The sequence below is a fragment of the Pseudomonas sp. Y39-6 genome, assembly GCF_023651955.1.
Taxonomy (GTDB): domain Bacteria; phylum Pseudomonadota; class Gammaproteobacteria; order Pseudomonadales; family Pseudomonadaceae; genus Aquipseudomonas; species Aquipseudomonas veronii.
Genome location: NZ_CP069594.1, coordinates 3,742,745 through 3,764,717, shown reverse-complemented (window position 1 = coordinate 3,764,717; position 21,973 = coordinate 3,742,745). Strand labels below are relative to the sequence as shown.

Here is a 21,973-nt window from a genome sequence, read left to right as displayed (position 1 = left end):
ACTCGGCGTTTATGCTAGATTTGTCGAAAACGCCTGTCTCGCGAAATTCGGGCAGCAAACATCGCAAAAGAGGCGAAGCCATCAAAACACTGGATAAATTTCTGCGGGATATCGATGAGGGCGAGTGGGCCGTCATCAGCTCGGCCACCGACTATCCGGAGAGCTGGGTGATTCCCGACCATAGCCACGAGAAGCATCAACTGCTGTACGCCACCGAAGGCGTGATGGTGGTGCATTCGGCGCAGAATCAGTGGACGGTGCCACCCAATCGCGGCTTCTGGATGCCCAGTGGGCATGTGCATTCGCTGCGCTGCGTCGGGGCGTTGAAAATGCGCAGTGTGTTTGTGCGCCCCGCGAGTTTTCCGAACCTGCCGAGCGAAACCAAGGCCGTCAGCATTTCACCGCTGCTCAGCGAACTGATCAAGGCGTCGGTCAGCTTGAAGCCGCCGTATGCCGAGGATTCGCGCGACGCGCGGATCATGCACCTGATCCTCGACGAACTGGCGCTATTGCCGGCCTTGCCGTTGTCCTTGCCCCAGCCTGCAGACCCGCGCATCCGCCGGATTTGCCTGGCGTTGCAGGACGACCCGGGCGATGCCTCGACCGTGGCGGATTGGAGCGAGCGCCTGGGCCTGGACCAGACCACCATCCAGCGCCTGTTCCGCCGGGAAACCGGCCTGACCTTCGGCCAGTGGCGCCAGCAAGCGCGGTTGCTGCTGGCGCTGGAGCGCATAGCCGTGGGCGAGAAGATCATCGATGTGGCATTTGAGCTGGGCTATGAAAGCCCGAGCGCCTTTACCAGTATGTTCAAGAAACAGTTTGGCAAGACGCCGAGTCATTTCTTCCGCTAGCGCAAGGCCTGTCGAGCGCTAACACGGCGGGGTGCTCGCGCACACGTCCAGCAGGCCGTTGAAGGCGTCGATGTCCAGCGGTCGGCTGAGGAAGTAGCCTTGGCCTTCGTCACAGGCCACCGCCTTGAGCAGTGCCAGGTGTTCGGCGGTTTCGATTCCTTCCGCGGTGACTGTCAGCGACAGGGCGCGTCCCAGGCCGACAATCGCCTGCACAATGGCCTTGTCATCGGCGCTGTCCTCCAGCCGGTTCAAGAAACTGCGGTCGATTTTCAGCCCGTCGAACGGGAACGCGCGCAAATAGCTCAGGGAGGAATAGCCGGTGCCGAAGTCGTCCATGGCGATGCGGATACCCAGGTGCTTGAGGGTGTGCATGACTTCAAGCGCGCCGACGGCATCTTCAAGCATCACGCTCTCGGTGATTTCCAGCTCCATGCGCGTTGGCTCGATGCCGGACTTATTCAGGGCGTACCGCACGCGCTCCACCAGGTTGCCGCGCTTGAATTCGGTGGGTGACAGGTTTACCGACACAAACAGCTCATCCGGCCACTGCGCGGCGCACGCGCAGGCGGTTTCCAGCACCCAGTCGCTCAGCGAGAGGATCAACCCCGATTCCTCGGCAATCGGGATGAACGTGTCCGGTGCGATCAGGCCACGCTCCGGGTGTTGCCAGCGCACCAGCGCTTCGGCGCCGACCATTTGCCCGTCGCTGATGCGGTAGCGCGGTTGAAAGTGCAGACGCAGCTCTGCGTGCTTGATCGCAAACCGCAGGTCGCTTTCCAGGCGGCGCCGTTCGATGATCCGCGCGTTCATTTCGCCGGAGTAAAAACGCCAGGTATTGCGCCCGGCGGCCTTGGCTTCGTACAAGGCAATATCGGCGTAGCGCAGTAACTCGGTGACGCCGTTGGCGTCATTGGGCGCGAGGGCGATGCCGATACTCGCGCTGATGAACACGTCCTGCTCGTCGACCCTGATCACCCGCTCGACGGACTCGATCAAGCGCCGGCACAGGGCTTCGACTTCGTCCTGGGCGCCGGCATCGATCAGGATCAGTACAAATTCATCGCCGCCGACCCGAGCGACCAGGTCACCGTGGCGCACGCAATCAGAGAGGCGGCTCGATACCTCATTGAGCACCCGGTCGCCGGCGGCATGCCCGAGCAAGTCATTGACCGGTTTGAACCGATCCAGGTCCAGGCTGAGCATGACCAAAGGGTGGGTGAGGGTGGGCAAGGCTTTGAGTTTACCGTCCAGAAACGCTTGCAGGCGCGTGCGATTGGGCAGCCCGGTGAGGGCGTCGTGCTGGGACAGGAACTCGATGCGGCGGCGCGCCTCGACTTCTTCGGTGACGTCGGTGGCCGTTCCGCGAAACCCGCCGCAGGGCATCTCGCGCGCCGACAGCCGGGTGGTGCGCTCCCGTCCCCGGGCGTCGACGTAGCGACACTGCAGGCTGATATCCGCGAGCCGCCCGGGCGTGGTCAGCCACTGAGAAAGGGCGCCGGCATCGGTGTCCAGCAGGTCGTACAGCGTGGCGCCGATCCAGGCCTGGCGGTCCAGGCCGGTGACGCTTTCGAAACGCTCCGACAGGTAGGTGAAACGCCACTCGCCGTCGATTTCCCAGACCCAGTCCGAACTGGCTTCCACCACATCGCGAAAGCGTGCTTCGCTGGTGGCCAGCGCGTTTTGACTGTCTTGCAGCGAGGTGTGGCTGTTGTCGAGGGCCTGGGCGTCCGCCGTGGTGCGGCGCACAATCAGCCAGGTCATCAGGCACACCAGCAACGCCGCCAGGCCCAGCAGCGGCAAACCGACAGCCATCAAACGCATACCGGGCCGCTCGGGGTGCCAGTGCAGGCTGCCGGCGGCACCGTTCTCACCAAGGGCGAACAACAAGGTCTTGCCGATTTCATCGGGTGTGGCGATGTGCAGGTGATCGACGCCAAAGTCGTTGCCGATTTCGGTCAGCTTGGCGCTGTCGAGGATGTTGATGAAGAGCAATACCGAGGCTTTTCGGTCATCGGCGATCACGCTGGGGTCAGTGCCGGGCGTTATCGCCGCTGCCGCCACCAGCGTGGGGTTGCCGCGCACGTTAATGAACGTCGTGACCGGTGTGTCCGTCGCGGCGCCTGCGCGCGCTTGTTCGAGTAGCGCCGCGACGGGCTGGTCGAGCCATTCGGTCAGCTCAATCGGTTGCAGCTTGCCCTCGACCAACGCGTATACCGTGCGGTCCAGGTCGTCGACGACAAACACGCCTTGGAAACCGAAATCATGAAACAGCGTGGGCCCGACGTTTTCGCGGGTATAGGCCCAATCCGTGTCCACGGAAACGTGCAGGTGTTTGTAGGCATCGCCCCAGAATGCGTAATCCTTGACGGTCAGGCGCTGGGATTTTTCCAGGGACTGCACCGCCTTGCGCGTGTAGAAGGCGCTTTCGCTGTCTTCGAATCGGTTCAGTTCCTGGGCGAGGTACACCAGCGAATAGCTGGCCGCCGCAAACACACAGGCGAGCAGCACCACGCACTGGAACAACGACGTGCGCGCCATCGACAGGCTGGTGCGTTGGGAAAGGTTACGAATGATCGGGGCGAAGGTATTTGGCATTGATTCCCGCAGGGCGTCGCCGCTTGTCAGGGTGATGACAGGCTATCGGCAGCCTTACGCAGAAAATGAGCGTTTGAGGCGCGGCGCGCCCATTCTCCCGGTACCTGGCTCAAGTGTGGGCGGGTGCCCTTAGTTGATTCGAGGCATGGAACCTCACCCCAACAGCCGCCATTCGATGTTTTGCTCATTGACTGTGATGATGTCGGGCAGCAAAAACCGCGGCTTAACGGCCGCGGGAGAGGCGGGCGTGGGTCTGCCGGTTGTCGGTTCAAGAAGTTTGGCTTTGGCCAACTGCTGGATCAGTGCTTCGCTGGGCTTTTCTGGTGGGACGTTGGCCAGGCGTGCTTCCAGCCATTGCAGTTTGCCGTCCCAGGCGGGGAGTTTGGCGGGGGGTAGGGGGAGGATGTCGTTGATTTCGGGGACTTTGGGGGCGGCATAGGAGTAGTTTGCGAGAATTCGCCAGATTTTTTCATAGCGTTCGGCGCGCTCCAAGTCTTCCTGTTGACCAATGTAGTACAACTGGTCATCAGGCTGAGGGCCACGAAAGCCTTTGCCCAAACGAGAGGCCGAACTTTCGTCGCCGGCAGCCACCCCCATCTGTAACACTTCGAGTGCCTGCTGGAAGAGCCCCATATTTTTTAGGTTGATGCCGAGGGCGCCAGCTGCATCACCGTGCCCCTGCTCAGCGGCACAGCGCCGCATTTGTCGAGCAATGTCAGGGGCGATATTAATGGGTGCCAGCTTGTCGCCTACAAAGGCTTGGGCCAGGGCACTCCCCTGATCAGAAGCCTTGCGGAAGTAGCGCAGAGCCATTTCCGGGTCTTGTTTTAGCCCAGCCGAACCGCTTTTCAGAAAGAGGCCGATAAAGTAGTACCCCGTCGCCACATTCGCGTCGATCAGTTGCTGGCTCAGGCGCAGATGCTCATCCCCTCTGAGCTTGAACTTTCCACGCATGGTCCCGTTCTGCAAGTTGATATTGGCCTTGTAGTGACCGTTCTCAGCGGCAATTCGATACAGTCGTTCAATCTCGGCATCAACGGTCTCGTCCTGCTTTAGCTGGTTATTTTTCTGCAACCAGCGGGCGTACTGGAATAGAACGTCGGTTCCGGCCGACGGTTGGGGAATGGTCTCGTGTACGCAGGTAAAGGTCAGTTTTTCCTTAGCCTCGGCGATCGGGTTCATGGGAAGGTCCTGGTTCAGGTAAGTAAGGGCATCGCCGTTATTACAGGCGGCCAACAGCAGGCTTGATAGCAGAAGCAATCGGCGCATCAATCGAGTTCCTTCACGGTCTTTCCATCCTAATAATGTCGACGCGACCGATAGAGCCGTACCGCCGCCCGTTGTCTTGTCGCCGACGCGAAAAATGCCTTGCATGCCTCACCCCAACAGCCGCCATTCGATGCTTTCCTCATTGACTGTGATGATGTCGGGCAGCAAAAAACGCGGCTTGTGACTCTCAACCTGCAGGGTGGGCATGATCTCGTTCTTCTCGAAACGGCGGATCACGCCATCGCTGAGCCGCGCATAAACATCGCGACTCAGGCTGAATGCCCGCCAATAGCCAGTATGGGGGCAGGCCTGGCCGCTGGTGCAGGTCGGTTCGGGGTAGCTGGCCTTGATGAACGCGGGGGAGTCGGGTGTGGGTCTGCCGGTTGCAGGTTCAAGGAGTTTGGCTTTGGCCAACTGCTGGATCAGCGCTTCGCTGGGTTTTTTTGGCGGGACATTAGCCAGGCGTGCTTCCAGCCATTGCAGTTTGCCGTCCCAGGTGGGGAGTTTGGCGGGAGGTAAGGGGAGGATGTCGTTGATTTCGGGGACTTTGGGGGCGGCATAGGAGTAGTTTGCGAGAATTCGCCAGATTTTCTCATAGCGTTCGGCGCGCTCAAGGTCTTCCTGCTGGCCGAGGTAGTCCAATTTATCGGAGGGAGGAGGACCACGGAAGCCATCTTCCAACCAACCCGCAGAGGTTTCATCACCCGCCATCACGCCCAATTGAAATGCCTCAAGTGCCTCCTGGTACTGATCATTGCTTTGAAGGTTTACGCCCAGAGCGCCAGCGGCCTTACCATAGCCCTGTTCTGCTGCACAGCGGCGCATTTGCCGAGCAACGTCCGGCGCGATGTCAATCGGCGCCAGTATGTCCCCCACTTCGTATTGGGCTTGCGCGCTGCCCTGATCGGCGGCCTTACGAAAGTAACGCAATGACATGGCCGTATCCTGCTTCAGCCCAGCCGAGCCGCTTTTCAGAAAGAGGCCGATAAAGTAGTACCCCGTCGCCACATTCACGTCGATCAGTTGCTGACTCAGGCGCAGGTGTTCGTCGCCACTGAGCGTGAAGTGGCCGCGCATGGTGCCGTTTTGCAGGTTGATGTTGGCTTTGTAATGGCCATTCTCGGCAGCAATCCGGTACAGGCGCTCGATCTCGGCATCAACGGTCTCGTCCTGCTTGAGCTGGTTATTTTTCTGCAACCAGCGGGCGTACTGGAATAGAACGTCGGCTCCGGCCGACGGTTGGGGAATGGTCTCGTGTACGCAGGTAAAGGTCAGTTTTTCCTTAGCCTCGGCGATCGGGTTCATGGGAAGGTCCTGGTTCAGGTAAGTAAGGGCATCGCCGTTATTACAGGCGGCCAACAGCAGGCTTGATAGCAGAAGCAATCGGCGCATCAATCGAGTTCCTTCACGGTCTTTCCATCCTAATAATGTCGACGCGACCGATAGAGCCGTACCGCCGCCGGTTGTCTTGTCGCCGACGCGAAAAATGCCTTGCATGCCTCACCCCAACAGCCGCCATTCGATGCTTTCCTCATTGACTGTGATGATGTCGGGCAGCAAAAAACGCGGCTTGTGACTCTCAACCTGCAGGGTGGGCATGATCTCGTTCTTCTCGAAACGGCGGATCACGCCATCGCTGAGCCGCGCATAAACATCGCGACTCAGGCTGAATGCCCGCCAATAGCCAGTCTGGGGGCAGGCCTGGCCGCTGGTGCAGGTCGGTTCGGGGTAGCTGGCCTTGATGAACGCGGGGGAGTCGGGTGTGGGTCTGCCGGTTGCAGGTTCAAGGAGTTTGGCTTTGGCCAACTGCTGGATCAGCGCTTCGCTGGGCTTTTCTGGTGGGACGTTGGCCAGGCGTGCTTCCAGCCATTGCAGTTTGCCGTCCCAGGTGGGGAGTTTGGCGGGAGGTAAGGGGAGGATATCGTTGATTTCGGGGACTTTGGGGTTGGCGTAGGAGTAGTCCGCTAGCAGGCTCCAGATTTTTTTATAGCGGTCAGCACGTTCGAGGTCTTTCTGTTGGCCGAGGTAGTACAGTCCATCGGTAGAAGGAGGACCAAGGAAGCCTTTACTCAAAAAAGATGCCGAGGTGTCATCTCCCGCAGCCACTCCCAATTGGAATGCCTCAAGTGCGCTCTGGTACTGGCCCAGTCCTTGAAGATTGACACCCAGGTCGGAAGCCGCATCACCATGTCCCTGCTCGGCGGCGCAACGGCGCATCTGGCGGGCGACCTCTGGGGCCATGTCGCTCGGTGCCAGCTTGTCACCCACAGAGTACTGAGCGTGGGCACTGCCCTGATCGGCCGCCTTGCGAAAATAGCGCAATGACATAGCCGTATCCTGCTTCAGTCCGGCAGAACCGTTCTTCAGGAAAACGCCGATAAAGTAATATCCCGTTGCCACGTTCACGTCGATCAGTTGCTGACTCAGGCGCAGGTGTTCGGCACCGCTGAGCGTGAAGTGGCCGCGCATGGTGCCGTTTTGCAGGTTGATGTTGGCTTTGTAATGGCCATTCTCGGACGCAATACGGTACAGCCGTTCGATCTCCAGATCGACCGCCTTATCCTGCTTGAGCAGGTTGTTTTTCTGGAGCCAGCGAGCGTATTGGAATAGCTCATCGGCCTCGGCGGACGGCGAAGGAATTTGCTCGTGTACACAGGTAAAGGCCAGCTTGGTTTTGATCTCGGTCAGTGGGTTCACGGCAGGGTCCTGAGTAGGGTGAGTAGGGGCGCTGCCGTTATCGCAGGCAGCCAGCAGCAGGCTTGTCAGCAATAGGAGTCTGCACATCAGTCAAGGTCCTTCACGATCTTTTCGCCGTAGTGAAATTTGACAAGTGGGGCCCAGGGCACTCCTGTTTTCTTATCTGCCTGGAGATCTTTGTTTTTTTTGATGATGCCCGTCCAAGCATCGAACGCCTCCTTCGGATCATCCTGCGCCCCCCTCCCATCCGTATGCAGATCCCACAACCTGCGCCGCAACGCCCGCGTCACACTCATCCACTCATGCGCAATGTTCAGCTCGCTATCCACCTGCATGCTGCGCGTGTTGATATTCGCCGAGCCGTGGGTGGTGAACACGTCATTGACGATCATCAGCTTGGAATGGATGTACACCGGCATCCACTGCTGCCCCGCCGGCGAATCAGGCGCGACCAGTGAGCACACGTGGATTTTCAGGCCTGGGCGCGACTCTGGTTCAAGCGTGCTTTGCTCAATCGCCGCGATCTGGGCTTTGAGAGCTATCTGTCGAGACGCATTGTTTCTGGCGGCGTCCCGTTGGGCTTCACGGGCCTTATCGCTTATCTCGCCACCCCCCAGTGCGTCGGTCAGGCTGGTCAACGTGAGCAAGGCTTGTCGCTCAAGCAGTTCAGCCAAGGTCGGCGTCTGCGCGTTGGCTTGGGCTTTGGCCTGTTCAATGCGCTGCAACTTGGTGATTTCAGGAATGGTATCGCCGCGTCCGAGGCTTTCGAGCATGCGCTGGGTGTTCAAGCTCCCCGGCCCCACGCCGTCTGGGCTGGCATTGGTGATTACAAACAGGTGTAAATTTCCATGCAGGCCCGGATCACGCCCAGCGCCGGTTTGGACTTCGGCCGCCGCTTTGATGGCCTCGGCCAATGGCGGCCAGCGAAAGTACTGGTTCTCGATGTAGATGAATTGGGTCGCGTTGTTGACCGCCTTCAGGTAGATCTTTTCGATATCGCGCTTGCCGTCTTGTGCCTGGGTACGCACGATTTGGGCCAGCTGGCGGGTGACGCCGGGGGCGCATTGCAGTTGGGGGGCCACCGCCATCGCTTTGCGCGATGCGAGCAGGTCTTCGCCGGTTTCCTTGCGCCAGGCGGTGGCGAAGTTATGGTGCAGGTGCTCCAGAATCGGCCCGCTGATCTGGCTGGAAATATCCTGGCGTGGTGTGTTGCCACGCGGCCCGCGATTGGGTGCAGGCTTGCTGCCCTCGGTGCGGTTCAGTGCTGAGTGCTTGTCGGTGTCCCAGTACTCGTCGAGCATGTTGTGGCCCATGACAAAACCAACGGCGCGGCCTGTCTGTTCATAGTCGATCAGGACGGTCTTCTGATGGTGGGTCGCAGTGCTGGCCAGCACGCCCAACGTGCTGAGGCTGAGCTGTGGGTCGAGGCTTTTGTATTTGGCCTGATAGGCAATTTCAGCCCGTTCATACATGCTGAAACCGCGGCCGACAAACACCGGCACATTACGAGCCACTCGGATCGCGGGCGCTAAGTGATCGGCGAATGCACATCGGGAAAACCATTTCCGATCTTCGGTATATTGGTCAGCGGTGGAGCTCTGCATCGCCCGATCCTTGATACGAAGCGGTCCTTTACCGGGAAGGTTGGCCTCGCCCCCTGCGCCCGCAGCATTGAACGGCATCTCCCAACCGAGCACCCGAACCTCGATCCCTTTCCCGGCTTTGGTCATCAGCAGTTCGCCAATGCTTGGGGCACTGCCATCGCGGATAAAGTACATCGACGGTTGAAACCCCCAGCAGATGATGTCGATGGTTTTAGTGGCTTGGGCGATAGCCAGATGCACGGCCTCGAAGGCTTCTTCACCGTTGATCAGCGGCTTATAGGTGGCTTTCGCAGGAGGGTACTCGGTGTTCGGCACGTACCAGGGCGCGGAGCAGGTCACCTGCTGTGTGTGTTGCAGGGCAACGGGGGCGACGATATCGGGTTCAGTCATGAAGTTTTCCCTTCCTGGTCATTGATCACGGCGGCATACAGGGCACGGTGATCCGTGTGCGATGTGGGTTGGCTCACCTCGGTGTCGGCTCGCGAGAGGTGGTTGTGCATGCCGCCATTGGCCAGGTGTGCTTGTTCGGCATTGCGATAGTCAGTAGGCACCGGGATCTGGTAGCTCACCCCGTTGGCTAACACCATTCGGTACTGCTGCGTCACGACCGCGTGGTCGATCGACACTTGCCCGGACTTGTCCAATACGCCGTGATTGAGCACTGCACCATCGGCGTAGAGCGTGTAGGGCATGCCTGCCCAGCCTTGATCAGGGGCATTGGGGGTTTGCGGCACGTTGAACCGCAGCGCTTGTTTGAACAGGCTTTGTGGGTACTCCGGATCTGCGGCTTTCTGGCTGGCTGGACCGAGGGCTTCGAAGTACGCCGATTTGATCAGGTAGTCGCCCAGGGTCCCTGACTCGATGCTGCTCGCATCGAGGGTGATGTAGCTGCCGCCGGCATTCAGGGTGATTTTCTGTTTCGCGACGATACGGATTTCATCTTCGCTGCTGATGATCTCCAAACCATGGCGGGCCATCAGTTGCAGCGCGTCGTTTTGTGCCTGGATCTTTACCGGGCCCTGGTTGGCGATCAATTGGATGCCCAGCTTGCGCACGAACAGGCTTACCCCTTGTCCCACGCCGATGAACAGGCGCTTGACCACACTGATATCCGCCTCGGCTCCGGCGTTGATCATCAGGTTGTCCTGAGCGGCCAATTGCAGGTGCTGGCCGCTGGTTACGGCAACGCCTTGGGGGGCGCTGAGCAATACGACCGAGGCCTTGAGTTGATCGAGCTGGTCTCGCATCAATTTCAGTTGCGCTTGCACATCCGCTGGACCTGCGTTGGCGGCCTGGGCATCGGTCGATAATCCTTCCAACTGGTCACTCGCCTGTTGCAACCGGCCCAGCGCGGTGCTCATTTCCAGCATGTGTCCCTGAGCCTTGGGTTGTGCGTCGGCACTGATCAAGATCCCACTGCCGGCACGAATGGCGGCATGCCCATCGGTCCGCAACTCCGCGCCCTGGCCTCGCGGTTGGCGCTTGGCATCAACCAAATGCCCCAGGTTGAGCTGGCTCTTACCACTGTGCTCAGTACTGAGCTTCACGTGTTCTTGCCCTCGCGTGTCGTCCATGCGCAATTTGTTATTGGCGGGGGTGCGCAAGACGTTGCGTTTGTAGTTGCGCAAGGTCACATGGTCAGGATGCTGGCTGTCGTGCAGGGCATGGGCGATGTAGGGCCGGTCGGGGTCGCCTTGTTCAAAGGAGATCGCCACTTCGGTGCCGGGGATCAACGGCAGGTGCAAGCCGTGGGTGTCGCCGGCGTAGGGCCTGGCCAGGCGGAGCCAGAGGCTTTCTTCGCCGGGTTTCCAGGTGTCGCGGTCGAACAGGAAATTGACCTTGTAGCGGCCTTCGATGTCGATGTGGCCGTAGGGGTCGTGCTCCTGCGGGCTGGTGACGCGGGCCGGGATGGTGCCGGCGATCCGAGGTTTTGGCGGCAGTGCTGGGCGAAAGCACACGGTTTCCGAGTAGGGAATGGCTTCAAAGTTGATTTCAAAACTGCGATCGCGGGCGGCGTGGGTGGTCAGTTGCGTGATCACCGCGCCGGGAGCAAAGGCCTGCGGCGCGCCGCCGGAGATGTTCAGGACCTGGCCGGGCGCCAGGGCGGCGCTACTGCTGACGCCGCTGAGTCGGGTCTGGCCGTTGAGGTAACGCTCGTGACGCAGGCGAGCATAGAAGTAGCCACTTTCGCTTTGCAGGTCTTCGTCATGGGCGTATCGGTCGCCCATCCCCGTGTACGCTTCGGCGTAGTGATAAGCCTCGCCGTAGGTACCGCTGGCGCCACGCGTTTGGTCGATCTCGCCATTCAGGTGAGCGTTGGCCACGCGGTGATGGTAGGTGCGGATGTTGACGCGTTTTTCCACCACGTGGTGGCTCGATTGCAGGCCCCACGTGCTGTCTTTTCCGCCGCTGCTGAGCCCGGATTGCGGACGGTAGGCCAGCTCGACATCGAACGTGTAATGACGCTGGTCGTCGTGAAATTCCACCACGTCGATGTTCAACCGCTCATCGTGGGTGAAGCGATACCAGATGCCCACATCGGCCAATAAGCGCGAGATAAAGGCCAGGTCGCTTTCGCCATATTGCATGACCTGCTCGCGCCTGGGGTATTCGCGCACCAGCTTGAAGAGGAAGTCCTGGCCTTCAAAGTCGTGGCGGCTGCGCAGGATGCTTTCGACGATCTGCGGGACAGATTGGTGTTGATAAATGCGGAACTGGCGGCCTCGCCCAAGCAGGGCCAGGCGCGGTTGCAGAGTGATTTCGTAGCGGGCTTCATCAACGGAGCCGGACAGTCGTTTGAAGCCGGTGACCACGCCGTGCAAGACACGCAGCGGTTCGCTCGAGGGCACGCTCAGGCCGCGAAAGGGCGGAGGCTGCGGCGCCCCGTACAGACTGAAGCAGGCGTTTTGGCCGAGCATCTTTTCAGCGGCAATGTCGCCGTCGGTGCTGGTGAATTCCACAGCATAGTTGAACGGTTGGCTCAGGCCTTCTGTGCCCTCGAAGTCCAGGACGTCGAGCGACTCGTCAACATCGCAAACAGTGAGCGTGTGCCGACGATGATCGAAGAAAACGCTCGGTAATCCGCTGGAAGCCATTCCTTTTACTCCTAGGCGCGAAAGCCCGAAGAGTAAAGATTTGGTCTCGGTGATTAATGTCGGAAGATTCGCCTTTACGAGACAGCCACTTCCTGAACGTGTTTTTGCGCTCCCTCTCACACAGGGAATGCGGCGTGCTCGACGATGTCCTCAGTGAGGCGCCGAACTTGGCGATTTGGCGTGTCATCCTACAACCATGGTTTTCATGGTCAGCGCTGTATCCGCAGAATACCCAGATAAACGGCAATCTTTCAGATTGACAGCGCAGAGGGCGCCGGCTATAAAAGTCACAGTTGTACGACGACATATGACGTTACATATGTCTTATCTAACAAAAATAAAAAGTGATGCCATGAACTTGAACGAGCCCATCAACGCCCATCGCGTGGGCCAAGCGGTAGGCAACTATCGCTGGACCATCTGCGCGATGCTGTTCTTCGCCACCACCGTCAACTACCTCGACCGCCAGGTGCTCAGCCTGTTGGCGCCACAGTTGTCCACGCAATTTGGCTGGAGCAACACCGATTACGCGAACATTGCGGCGGTGTTCCAGTTTGTCTATGCGATTTCCATGCTGTTCGCCGGGCGGTTCGTCGACAAGATCGGCACCAAGGCGGCCTATGTCGTGGCAATCGGCATCTGGTCCACCGGCGCCATCATGCATGCGTTCGCGGTGCCGATGGGTGAGGGGATCGCGGCCGTGAGCGGCGCGATTGGCCTGGCGGTGATTCCGGTGTCGATCGCGGGCTTTATGCTGTCCCGTGCGGTACTGGCGATCGGCGAGGCGGGCAACTTCCCGATTGCGATCAAGGCCACCGCCGAGTATTTCCCGAAGAAAGAACGCTCGCTGGCCACCGGCATTTTCAACTCGGGCGCCAACGTCGGCGCGATCCTGGCGCCGATCTGTGTGCCGCTGATCGCCGGGGTGTGGGGCTGGGAAGCGGCGTTCATGATCATCGGCATGCTCGGCTTCATCTGGGTCGCGGTGTGGGCCGCGCTGTATGAAAAGCCCGATCAGCAAAAACGCCTGTCGGCCGAGGAACTGGCCTACATCCGCAGCGATCAGACGGTCCAGCCGTTCACCGCGCAGGCTGCAGGCGCGGCGTCGCAAAAAGTCTCATGGTTCAAGCTGCTGACCTATCGCCAGACCTGGGCCTTTGCCTTCGGCAAGTTCATGACTGACGGCGTGTGGTGGTTTTTCCTGTTCTGGCTGCCGACTTATCTGTCGGCGCAGTACGGCATGAAAGGCGCCGATATCGTCATGCCGCTGGCGGTGCTGTACAGCATGACCATGGTCGGCAGCATCGGCGGCGGCTGGTTCCCCAGCTACTTCATGGCGCGTGGTGATGCGCCCTACGACGGCCGCATGAAAGCCATGTTGGTCATCGCGCTGTTCCCGCTGGTGGTGCTGCTGGCGCAACCGTTGGGCTACATCAGCTTCTGGGTGCCGGTGTTGCTGATCGGCGTGGGAGCGTCGGCGCACCAGGCGTGGTCGTGCAATATCTTCACTACCGTGTCCGACATGTTCCCGCAGAAAACTGTGGCCTCGGTGGTCGGTATCGGCGGCATGGCCGGTGGCCTGGGCGGGGTGGTGATGACCAAGGTCGGCGGCTGGGTGTTTGACTACTACAAGTCCATCGGCGATATCCACACCGGCTACATGATCATGTTCGCGATCTGTGCGCTGGCGTACCTGGTGGCCTGGAGCGTGATGAAGACGCTCGTGCCGCGCCACAAAGAAATCACCGATCTGTAAACCGGGCGGGGCTTGAGTCGTGCCAGCCCCGCATCACAACGCACGCGCCCAGGTCTGGCTGACCAATGGCTTGCCGAAACTGAGGGTGGGCTCTTCTTCAACCAGCTCAAAACCGGCTTTCTGGTAGAGCCTGCGTGCGTCGGTGAGGGCGCTCATGGTCCACAGCATCATGCGCGTGTACCCGGCATGTCGGGCAAAGCGCAGGCATTCGTCCACCAGACGCTGGCCGATGCCCAGGCCCCGCGCACTCGCGTCGACGTAGAGCATGCGCAACTTAGCGGTGCTGTCGTCATGGCGCACGACGAACACTGAGCCTACCACCGCGCCGTCTTTCTCCGCGATCCAGCAGCGCTCACGGGTCGGGTCGAACTCGCGCAGGTACTTGGCGACAATCTCCGCCACCAACGCTTCGAACTCCCAATTCCATTGGTATTCTCGCGCATACAGTGCCGATTGCTGCTGCACCACCAGGCCCATATCGCCAGGTTGGGGGTCGCGCAACACGTAGTTCGGCGTGCTGCCTTGCAGCAACGTCTGAATGCGCTGCATGGCTGCGGTCAATTGCTGTTGTTGCGGCTCGGGCAAGGCACTCAATAAGGCCATGACTTCTTGCTGGGTTTTCTCTTCCAGCGGAGCCAGGACTGACCGGCCGAGGTCGCTGAGGTGCAGTTGCACCGCGCGCGCATCGGTGATCGAGCGGACTTTCTGGATCAAGCCCTTCTTCTCTAGCCCGCTGATCAACCGGCTCAAATAACCCGCGTCGAGACTGAGCATCTGACACAAGTCGGCGCTGGTCAGGTCGCCACGCGAGGACAGTTCGTACATCACCCGGATTTCGGTGAGGGAGAAGTCGCTTTGCAGCAGGTGTTCCTGCAGCACGCCGATCTGGTGCGTATAGAAACGGTTGAAGCCGCGCACGATACCGGCGCGCTGCACAAGCAGGGGAGTGGACATGATGTGCGCTCTAATAGTTGCCTTGGGCAATTATATTGTTGCCTTAGGCAATTATGTCAATATGTTTAATTCAGCCGAACAGCACCTTCATCAGCGCGGCAACGATGGCTTCCGGTGCGTCTTCCTGCACCAGATGCCCCGCGTGCGGGACGCGAATGCAGGTCGGCTCCGCCAGCCGGCTCGCGAGTGCATCGCCTTGCGCCACGGCGAGCCACTGATCTTCCTCGCCCCACAGCAGCGTCACCGGGCAGCGGATCTCGGCGAGTCGCTGTTCGATCGCGTCGGTGTAGCGTTGATCCATCTGTGCGATCTGTCGATAAAAGGCCATCTGACCTGTTTCGCCGGTCCACGGTGCGACATAGGTTTGCAGCACCTCGGCCGGCAGTGGCTTGAAGGCGGCACCTTGGATGTAGGCGTGCACAATTGCCTCGTGGATATATGCCGGTGCTTCGCTGAACGCCGATTCGTGCAGACGCACGTGCTGGATCAACGGGGAGCCCCAGGGTGCCATCGCGACGGGATCGACCAAGGTCAGGCTGGCGTAGTTGCAGCCATCCAGCAGATGGGCGCGCAGCGCCGTGGCACCGCCGAAGTCGTGGGCGAGCACGTGCGGGCGGTCCAGTTGCCAATGCTTGAGCAGCGCCGTGAGCAGGGTGTTTTGCATGCCGAGGGAGACGTCCTGGCCGGGGGCTTTTTCCGACTGGCCGTAGCCGAGCAGGTCGTAATAGAACACGCGACACCGTTGCGCGAACAACGGCGCAATACGCCGCCAGACCTGGGACGAGAAGGGCGTGCCGTGAACCATCACCAGCGCCGGTCCCGCCGTGCCGATGTGCCCCCAGCGCACGGCCTGGCCGTGGAAATCAAAGGTGTCGGGTAATGCAATGGCGTCACGCGCGATGGTCATCGATGAGTCTCCTGTGAGGATGATGCGAACGGTTATGAACACGCCGCCCGACACCGGCGAATGTTGAGGAATGCGCGGCGGTCATCAGGCTTATCCATGAGGCCGTGCCTGCATGGTGCATAACCCCGATGCTGTGCTACAAACGAGTTCTCGGCCCTGAACGCATAACTTCAGATTATGAATATGTTCGGCAAGACCTTACCGCCGCTCGCCAGCTTGTTGCCCTTCGAGGCGGCGGCGCGCCTGGAGAGTTTCTCCAGGGCCGCCGATGAGCTGCACATCACCCAGGCCGCCGTCAGCCGGCAGATCCGCGGGCTTGAGGACAACGTCGGGGTGAAGCTGTTCTGCCGGCGCAATCGCGCGGTGTTTCTCACGCAAGAGGGGCGTGAACTGGCGCAGGTGGTCAGCCAGGCACTGCTCAGCATCAGCGAGAAGGCCGCCGCTCTGCGTGCGACGCCCCAGCGCAACCGTGTGGTCCTGCTCTGTCAGTTGTGCGAAGCGTTTTACTGGCTGATGCCGCGGCTGTCGAGCTTCCACCAGCAATACCCGGCCATCGAAATCCAAGTGGTGACGTCCACCCGGCCACTCGCCGAATTCAATGACCACTTCGATGTGGCCCTGCAAAGCACGCGGCGCGCCAGCGGGCCGCATGCGTTGATGTTCTCTGCCGCCGACGAGGTGTTCCCGGTGTGCAGCCCGGCCTACCTGAGTGCGGAACGACCGCTGCACCTCAGCGAGCTGCAGCCCTGTACGTTTTTGCACCACAGCTCCGAGCCGCCCCATTTGATGGAGTGGAACAGCTGGTTGCAGGTGTTCGGTCAGACGTTGGCCAGCGACGCGCGCAGCGCCACGTTCGACAGCTACCCGCTAATGCTCCAGGCCGCTGTCGAAGGGCATGGGATCGCCATGGGCTGGCGGCGCACCGCGAGCCGGCTGATTGAAAGCGGGGCGCTGGTAAGGCCGTGTGTCGAGAGCGTGCATTTACCGCAGGCGCTCTCGGTCTACCGACAGCGGGGCGGCGGCAACCGCCCCGAGGTGATGGCGCTGTTGGCCTGGCTTGAGGCGCAGTTGCAGAATGAGGGCTGACGGGAGCGAAATCGCTTGCGCCAACCATGTGGCAATGTAAGCGTTCTACGCGTATTTCAAACATCCTTCGACAGCGAAAACGGAGCCTTTCCTTATGCCCACCCTGCACCTGCTGTGCGGCAAGATCGCCTCGGGCAAGTCGACGCTTGCCAAGGCGCTCGTCAGTGAACACGCCGCCATCTTGCTCAGCGAAGACCTGTGGCTGGCACAACTCTATCCCGGTGAAATACTCGCGGTGGCCGATTACGTGCGCTGCGCCCAACGCATTCGCGGGGTCCTGGGGCCGCTGGTGATCGATCTGCTGCAGTCGGGCGTCAACGTGGTGCTGGACTTCCCGGCGAACACCCTGGCCAGTCGCGAGTGGTTGCGTGGCCTGGCCCAGGCCGCACAGGTGGAACATCGCCTGCACTATCTGGAGCTGGATGACGACACCTGCCGCAGTCGCCTGCATGCTCGCAATGCCCAGGGTGAGCATGACTTTGCCGCGACCGATGCCGAGTTCGAACTGATCACCCGCCACTTCTGTGTGCCGAGTGAGGACGAGGGCTTGGTCATTGAGGTCCATCGCCCATGAGCATGGAATGGCCAGCGGGATTTCAGCGCTGATGTCATCGGTCACGCCGACACTGACGCGGCGTGACCGTTCTGTCACGGCTCAGTAGACATCGCGCAAGTAACGCTTCTGCTCACTCATCCGCCGCCAGTAATCGACGGCGCTCTCGACGCCCAGCCCGCCGTGGCGATGGGCAACCTGGCGCAGCGCCTGGTCGACATCCTTGGCCATGTGGCTGGCATCCCCGCAGATATACAACTGCGCGCCTTCCTGCAGCCAGCGCCACAGCTCGGCGCCGTGTTCGCGGATGCGATCCTGCACGTAGATCTTCTGCGCCTGGTCGCGGGAAAACGCCAGACTCAGGTGGCTGAGCAAACCGTCGCGCTGCATGCCCTGCAGTTCATCCTGGTAGTAAAAATCGCTCGCCGCATGTTGCTCACCGAAAAACAGCCAGTTGCGGCCCTGATGCCCCAGGGCCCGACGTTCCTGCAAAAACGCGCGGAAGGGCGCCACGCCGGTGCCGGGGCCGATCATGATGATCGGCACATCGCCGTCGGCGGGAAGCCGGAAGTGCTTGGAGGGCTGCACGAACACCGGCACTTCGCCGTTGCCGGCACGGTCGGCGAGGAAGGTGGACGACACCCCCTTGCGCTTGCCGTAGCGCACGGCCGCCACGGTGAGGTGGACTTCACGCGGGTACGCCTTGGCGCTGGACGCGATCGAATACAAGCGCGGTTGCAGGCGCTTGAGCGTGCCGAGCAGTTCGTCCGCCGAGCAGTCGACGGGGTATTCGTGCAGCACGTCCGCCAGTTGCCGGCCCCACAGCCAATCTTTCAGTTCGGCTTTGCGCTCAGGTTCGAGCAGGTGTTTAAGGCCTGGGTTGGCGCTGCGTGCGGCAATGAAGGCCAGGGTCTCGCTGTTGGGCCGGGCAATTTCAAAGTGCTCGGTCAGGGCCTGGTGCAGCGGCACGTCGCCGAGTCTGTCGATGTTTACGCAGGTGCTGGAACCCAGGCGCGTCAGCTCGAGCAACTCGCTGACCAGTTCCGGGCAGTTGCGTGGCATCACTCCCAGGGCGTCGCCGGCTTCGTAGGTCAGCGCGGAGTCCGCCAGGTCCAGGGAGAACTGGCGGGTTTCCTTGTGCGGACTTTGCTGGTTCAGGTGCAGGTTGAGCAGCAACCGTGACGCATGAGGCTTGGGTTTGCCGCTCGGCGTGGCGAGCGCGACGGGCGTTGCCGGGCTGAGGGTGTGTAGGAACTGTGTGAACCAGGCATCGGCGCGCTCTTCGAATTCGGTATCGCAGTCGACGCGCTCCAGCAAGCGCGTGGCGCCCAATTCGAGCAGGCGCCGGTCGAGTTGTTTGCCGTGCTGGCAGAACTGGTCGTAGTTGGGATCACCCAACGCCAGTACCGCGAAGCGCAGCGACTCCAGGCGGGTTTCGGCGAGGGTCAGGCTGTGCCAGAAACCTTCGCCATTGTCCGGCGGGTCGCCGTCGCCGAAGGTGCTGCTGATCAGCGCGAGGTTCTGCGTGTGCGCCAGTTTGCTCGCGGGGAAGTCCGCCATCGCGCTCAGCTCCACCGCGATGCCGCCGGCGCGCAGGCGTTGGGCAAAGCGCTCGGCCAAGGCTTCGGCGTTGCCGGTTTGCGAGGCCCACAGCAAGGTGACGGCCGGGGTGTCGGCAGCGGGCGCCGGTGCCACGGCGCTGGCCTCGGTGCGGCTGAACAAGCCGCCCAACAGGCCGTCCAGCCACAGCCGCGCGTCCCTGGCCACGGGCGCATTCGCCGGCAGTGTCGGAACACCGCTGGCCTGGCGCGCAGCACTGGATTGCAGGCCACTGAGAAAACCGGCGAGGTAGGTACGCTCATTGTCGCTCAATGACGGCGACGGCAGGTTGCGGATGCCGACCAGGTCGGCGAAGGCGTCGAGGCGCGACATGGCGAGTTCCTCTGTTAAGGGGGAAACGGGGTGGGCGGCCGGTGCCGATACATCGAGGAACTGGTGCTCGATCAGCTCGACCCGTTGCAGGGCGACCGCACAGAACTTGAACTCGGGCTGCAGCGAAATCGGGTCGACCGCGTCATGGGTCACGGCGTTGATCGCCAGGTTGTCGCCGAACACATCGTTCCAGTGAAACGGCGCAAAACAGTTGCCCGCCCGCACACGGTCGCTGATCACTGCGGGCAGCACGGCGCGGCCGCGTCGTGAGCGCACCTCGACCGGGTCTTTGTGCTTGATGCCCAGGCTGGCGGCGTCGTCGGGGTGGATTTCCACGAAAGGGCCGGGGTTGAGTTTGTTCAGCGTGGCGACCTTGCCGGTCTTGGTCAGGGTGTGCCACTGGTGTTGCAGGCGGCCGGTGTTGAGCACGAACGGGAACGCTTCATCGGGCATTTCCGCCGGGGACAGGTGCGGGCGTGGGAAAAACCGGGCTTTGCCGTGTTCGGTGGCGAAAACGATCGTCGGCTGGCGGCCGTCGGCGTCGGTCTTGAGGGGCTGGTTGATGCCGTTGTTCAAGTAGCGGATCGGGTTGCGCTCTGCGGCCTCAATCGACGCGCACGGCCATTGCAGCGGTCGTTCGCGCAGGCGCGCATGGCTGGCGCCGCGAATGTCGTAGCCGGTGGCGGGGTTCCAGGCGCGCTTGATCTCGTCGAACACCTCGGCGGCGGACGCATACGTGAAGGCGTCGGCGAAGCCCATTTCGCACGCGACCCTGGCGATGATCTGCCAGTCGGCCAGCGACTCGCCGGGTGGCTCCACGGCTTTTTGCATCAGGGTCAGGTTGCGCTCGGAGTTGATCATCACCCCTTCGGCTTCGGCCCACAGCGCGCCGGGCAAGAGGATGTCGGCGTAGCGATTGGTCTCGGTATCGAGGAACGCATCCTGGGTGATCACCAGTTCGGCGCTTTGCAGCGCTTCGATCACGGTCTGGCGATTGGGTGCGCTGGCCACCGGATTGGTGCAGATGATCCAGCAGGCTTTGATCTGCCCGGCCGCCATTTGTTCGAACATGCCCACGGTGCCACTGCCGGCCTGGCGCGGCAGGCTGTCGGCGGGCAGGTTCCACAGTGCTTCGATAAATGCGCGGTCGGCGTCGACCAGCACCGAGCGCTGCCCAGGCAGGCCGGGGCCCATGTAGCCCATTTCACGACCGCCCATGGCGTTGGGTTGCCCGGTCAGGGAGAACGGCCCGCTGCCGGGGCGGCAGATCGCGCCGGTGGCCAGGTGCAGGTTGCACAGCGCGTTGGTGTTCCAGGTGCCGTGGGTGCTTTGGTTGAGGCCCATGGTCCAGCAGCTCATCCACTCGGCGGCCTGGCCGATCCAGTCGGCGGCTTGGCGGATGTCGGCTTCGGCCAGGCCGGTCAGTTCGGCGACCCGCTGCGGCGGGTAGTCTTCCAGAAAGCCGGGCATGGCCTCCCAGCCTTCGGTGAACGCGGCGATAAAGGCCGGGTCGGTGTGCCCGTTTTTCACCAGCAGGTGCAGCAAACCGTTGAGCAGCGCGAGGTCGGTGCCCGGCTTGATCGGCAGGAACAGGTTGGCCTTGTCGGCCGTGGCGCTGCGCCGCGGGTCGACCACGATCAGTCTGGCGCCGGCCTTGACCCGGTCCATCATGCGCAGGAACAGGATCGGGTGACAGTCGGCCATGTTGGCGCCGATCACGAAGAACAGGTCGGCGCGGTCGAAGTCTTCATACGAGCCGGGCGGCCCGTCGGCACCGAGGGAGAGTTTGTAGCCGCTGCCGGCGCTGGCCATGCACAGGCGTGAGTTGGATTCGATATGCGCGGTCCGCACAAAGCCCTTGGCCAATTTGTTGATCAGGTACTGGGCTTCCAGCGACATCTGCCCGGACACGTAGAACGCCAGGGCGTCCGGGCCATCGCGGTCGAGGACGGCGCGCAAGCGGCCGGCGGTCTCGCTGATGGCCTTGTCCATGCCGATCCGCACCGGGTCATGCTCCCGCGCCTGGCGCAGGTAGGCGTTTTCCATGCGGCCGGACTCGGCGATGGCTTGCCCGCAGGTGGTGCCTTTGGTGCAGAGCCGGCCGGCGTTGGTGGGGTGGGCCTTGTCGCCGATCACCTTGACCACGCGGTTGTGCTCGACCTGCATGACGATGCCGCAGCCCACGCCACAATAAGGACACACGCTGCGTACACTTTGGTTTGCCATCGGTAACCCTCGGATCATTTCTGCCGCCCATAAAAAAACGCCCTGCAACCCTCCGTTGGAAACGGGGATTACACGGCGCCTTTGTCGTGAGTGGCAGTCTGCGTTGACTGCTTGGTATGCGTATTCCTAGCAAGTCACGCGCCAGGTTTTTCACACGCCGCTGTGACGGGCCTGGTTGCCCCCAGCGCGGGCCCGTCACGCGCAGAAATGCACTTTTATGACGCCGGAGCGCACCAGTTGGAGGCACAACCAGCGGTGTCTGGCAGGGTTGAGCACCGTTTGCAGCCTTTGCGACGGGCATGGCGGCTGGTTGGCACAGAGCCTGCAAGCACACTGTACAACCCACCTCGGTCAACGACGATCGACAGGCCATACAGGTCATGGGCACCAGCGGTAGAACCGGCGAAGACGTCCGGATCGACCCCGCATCAGAACAGGCAAAGGCGCC

At 61.4% G+C, this 21,973-nt stretch carries 13 protein-coding genes; 4 read left to right on the top strand and 9 right to left on the bottom strand.

The features are described from left to right. The first annotated feature begins 11 nt into the window (after positions 1-11). Complete coding sequence (locus JN756_RS16990) at positions 12-851, top strand: AraC family transcriptional regulator (protein ID WP_017846438.1); 840 nt, start codon at positions 12-14, stop codon at positions 849-851. Between the two features lie 18 nt (positions 852-869). Here JN756_RS16990 and JN756_RS16985 read toward each other — a convergent pair whose 3' ends face one another. The 6 genes from JN756_RS16985 to JN756_RS16960 form a co-directional block, all read right to left on the bottom strand. Then, positions 870-3,446 carry a bifunctional diguanylate cyclase/phosphodiesterase gene (locus JN756_RS16985; protein WP_201021104.1) on the bottom strand — a complete coding sequence of 859 codons (2,577 nt, stop codon included), beginning with the start codon at positions 3,444-3,446 and terminating at the stop codon, positions 870-872. Positions 3,447-3,599: 153 nt separating this feature from the next. Beyond that, positions 3,600-4,715, bottom strand: coding sequence for an SEL1-like repeat protein (locus JN756_RS16980; protein ID WP_201022309.1), 1,116 nt, complete (start codon positions 4,713-4,715; stop codon positions 3,600-3,602). A gap of 108 nt (positions 4,716-4,823) precedes the next feature. Next, positions 4,824-6,212 carry an SEL1-like repeat protein gene (locus tag JN756_RS16975; protein WP_350339028.1) on the bottom strand — a complete coding sequence of 463 codons (1,389 nt, stop codon included), beginning with the start codon at positions 6,210-6,212 and terminating at the stop codon, positions 4,824-4,826. A 3-nt stretch (positions 6,213-6,215) separates the two neighbouring features. Then, positions 6,216-7,412: an SEL1-like repeat protein gene (locus tag JN756_RS16970; protein ID WP_350339027.1), complete on the bottom strand. Its 1,197-nt coding sequence runs from the start codon at positions 7,410-7,412 to the stop codon at positions 6,216-6,218. Positions 7,413-7,498: 86 nt separating this feature from the next. After that, a complete protein-coding gene (locus JN756_RS16965; protein ID WP_177030385.1) occupies positions 7,499-9,406 on the bottom strand; it encodes a phospholipase D-like domain-containing protein in 1,908 nt (635 codons plus the stop codon). Next, positions 9,403-12,111, bottom strand: a complete 2,709-nt coding sequence (locus JN756_RS16960) for a type VI secretion system Vgr family protein (RefSeq protein ID WP_201021102.1) — start codon at positions 12,109-12,111, stop codon at positions 9,403-9,405. Before JN756_RS16960 ends, JN756_RS16965 begins: the two co-directional genes overlap by 4 nt. A 352-nt stretch (positions 12,112-12,463) precedes the next feature. On the opposite strand from JN756_RS16960, the gene JN756_RS16955 reads away from it, so the two are divergent. Next, positions 12,464-13,867: an MFS transporter gene (locus tag JN756_RS16955; protein ID WP_017846428.1), complete on the top strand. Its 1,404-nt coding sequence runs from the start codon at positions 12,464-12,466 to the stop codon at positions 13,865-13,867. Positions 13,868-13,900: 33 nt separating this feature from the next. Here the strand turns inward: JN756_RS16955 and JN756_RS16950 are convergent, their stop codons facing one another. Together JN756_RS16950 and JN756_RS16945 are read right to left on the bottom strand one after the other, a co-directional pair. Beyond that, a complete protein-coding gene (locus JN756_RS16950) occupies positions 13,901-14,821 on the bottom strand; it encodes a bifunctional helix-turn-helix transcriptional regulator/GNAT family N-acetyltransferase (RefSeq protein ID WP_017846427.1) in 921 nt (306 codons plus the stop codon). A gap of 70 nt (positions 14,822-14,891) precedes the next feature. Then, positions 14,892-15,728 carry an alpha/beta fold hydrolase gene (locus JN756_RS16945; RefSeq protein WP_169865302.1) on the bottom strand — a complete coding sequence of 279 codons (837 nt, stop codon included), beginning with the start codon at positions 15,726-15,728 and terminating at the stop codon, positions 14,892-14,894. Positions 15,729-15,905: 177 nt separating this feature from the next. Here JN756_RS16945 and JN756_RS16940 point away from each other — a divergent pair, with 177 nt between their 5' ends. Both JN756_RS16940 and JN756_RS16935 read left to right on the top strand, forming a co-directional pair. Continuing rightward, on the top strand, positions 15,906-16,814 hold the full coding sequence (locus JN756_RS16940; protein WP_201021101.1) for a LysR substrate-binding domain-containing protein: 909 nt from the start codon (positions 15,906-15,908) through the stop codon (positions 16,812-16,814). 94 nt (positions 16,815-16,908) lie between these two features. After that, complete coding sequence (locus tag JN756_RS16935; RefSeq protein WP_046383619.1) at positions 16,909-17,388, top strand: P-loop nucleotide/nucleoside kinase family protein; 480 nt, start codon at positions 16,909-16,911, stop codon at positions 17,386-17,388. 81 nt (positions 17,389-17,469) lie between these two features. Here JN756_RS16935 and JN756_RS16930 read toward each other — a convergent pair whose 3' ends face one another. Continuing rightward, the gene (locus tag JN756_RS16930; protein ID WP_201021100.1) at positions 17,470-21,525 is read right to left on the bottom strand and encodes a bifunctional nitrate reductase/sulfite reductase flavoprotein subunit alpha; all 4,056 of its coding nucleotides are present in this window, start codon (positions 21,523-21,525) and stop codon (positions 17,470-17,472) included. Positions 21,526-21,973 lie beyond the last annotated feature (448 nt).

Bases quoted from the DNA above. Each gene is read 5' to 3' on its own strand.
- JN756_RS16990 (WP_017846438.1), top strand. From the start codon at position 12: ATGCTAGATTTGTCGAAAACGCCTGTCTCGCGAAATTCGGGCAGCAAA.
- JN756_RS16985 (WP_201021104.1), bottom strand. From the start codon at position 3,446: ATGCCAAATACCTTCGCCCCGATCATTCGTAACCTTTCCCAACGCACC.
- JN756_RS16980 (WP_201022309.1), bottom strand. From the start codon at position 4,715: ATGCGCCGATTGCTTCTGCTATCAAGCCTGCTGTTGGCCGCCTGTAAT.
- JN756_RS16975 (WP_350339028.1), bottom strand. From the start codon at position 6,212: ATGCAAGGCATTTTTCGCGTCGGCGACAAGACAACCGGCGGCGGTACG.
- JN756_RS16965 (WP_177030385.1), bottom strand. From the start codon at position 9,406: ATGACTGAACCCGATATCGTCGCCCCCGTTGCCCTGCAACACACACAG.
- JN756_RS16960 (WP_201021102.1), bottom strand. From the start codon at position 12,111: ATGGCTTCCAGCGGATTACCGAGCGTTTTCTTCGATCATCGTCGGCAC.
- JN756_RS16955 (WP_017846428.1), top strand. From the start codon at position 12,464: ATGAACTTGAACGAGCCCATCAACGCCCATCGCGTGGGCCAAGCGGTA.
- JN756_RS16950 (WP_017846427.1), bottom strand. From the start codon at position 14,821: ATGTCCACTCCCCTGCTTGTGCAGCGCGCCGGTATCGTGCGCGGCTTC.
- JN756_RS16945 (WP_169865302.1), bottom strand. From the start codon at position 15,728: ATGACCATCGCGCGTGACGCCATTGCATTACCCGACACCTTTGATTTC.
- JN756_RS16940 (WP_201021101.1), top strand. From the start codon at position 15,906: ATGAATATGTTCGGCAAGACCTTACCGCCGCTCGCCAGCTTGTTGCCC.
- JN756_RS16935 (WP_046383619.1), top strand. From the start codon at position 16,909: ATGCCCACCCTGCACCTGCTGTGCGGCAAGATCGCCTCGGGCAAGTCG.
- JN756_RS16930 (WP_201021100.1), bottom strand. From the start codon at position 21,525: ATGGCAAACCAAAGTGTACGCAGCGTGTGTCCTTATTGTGGCGTGGGC.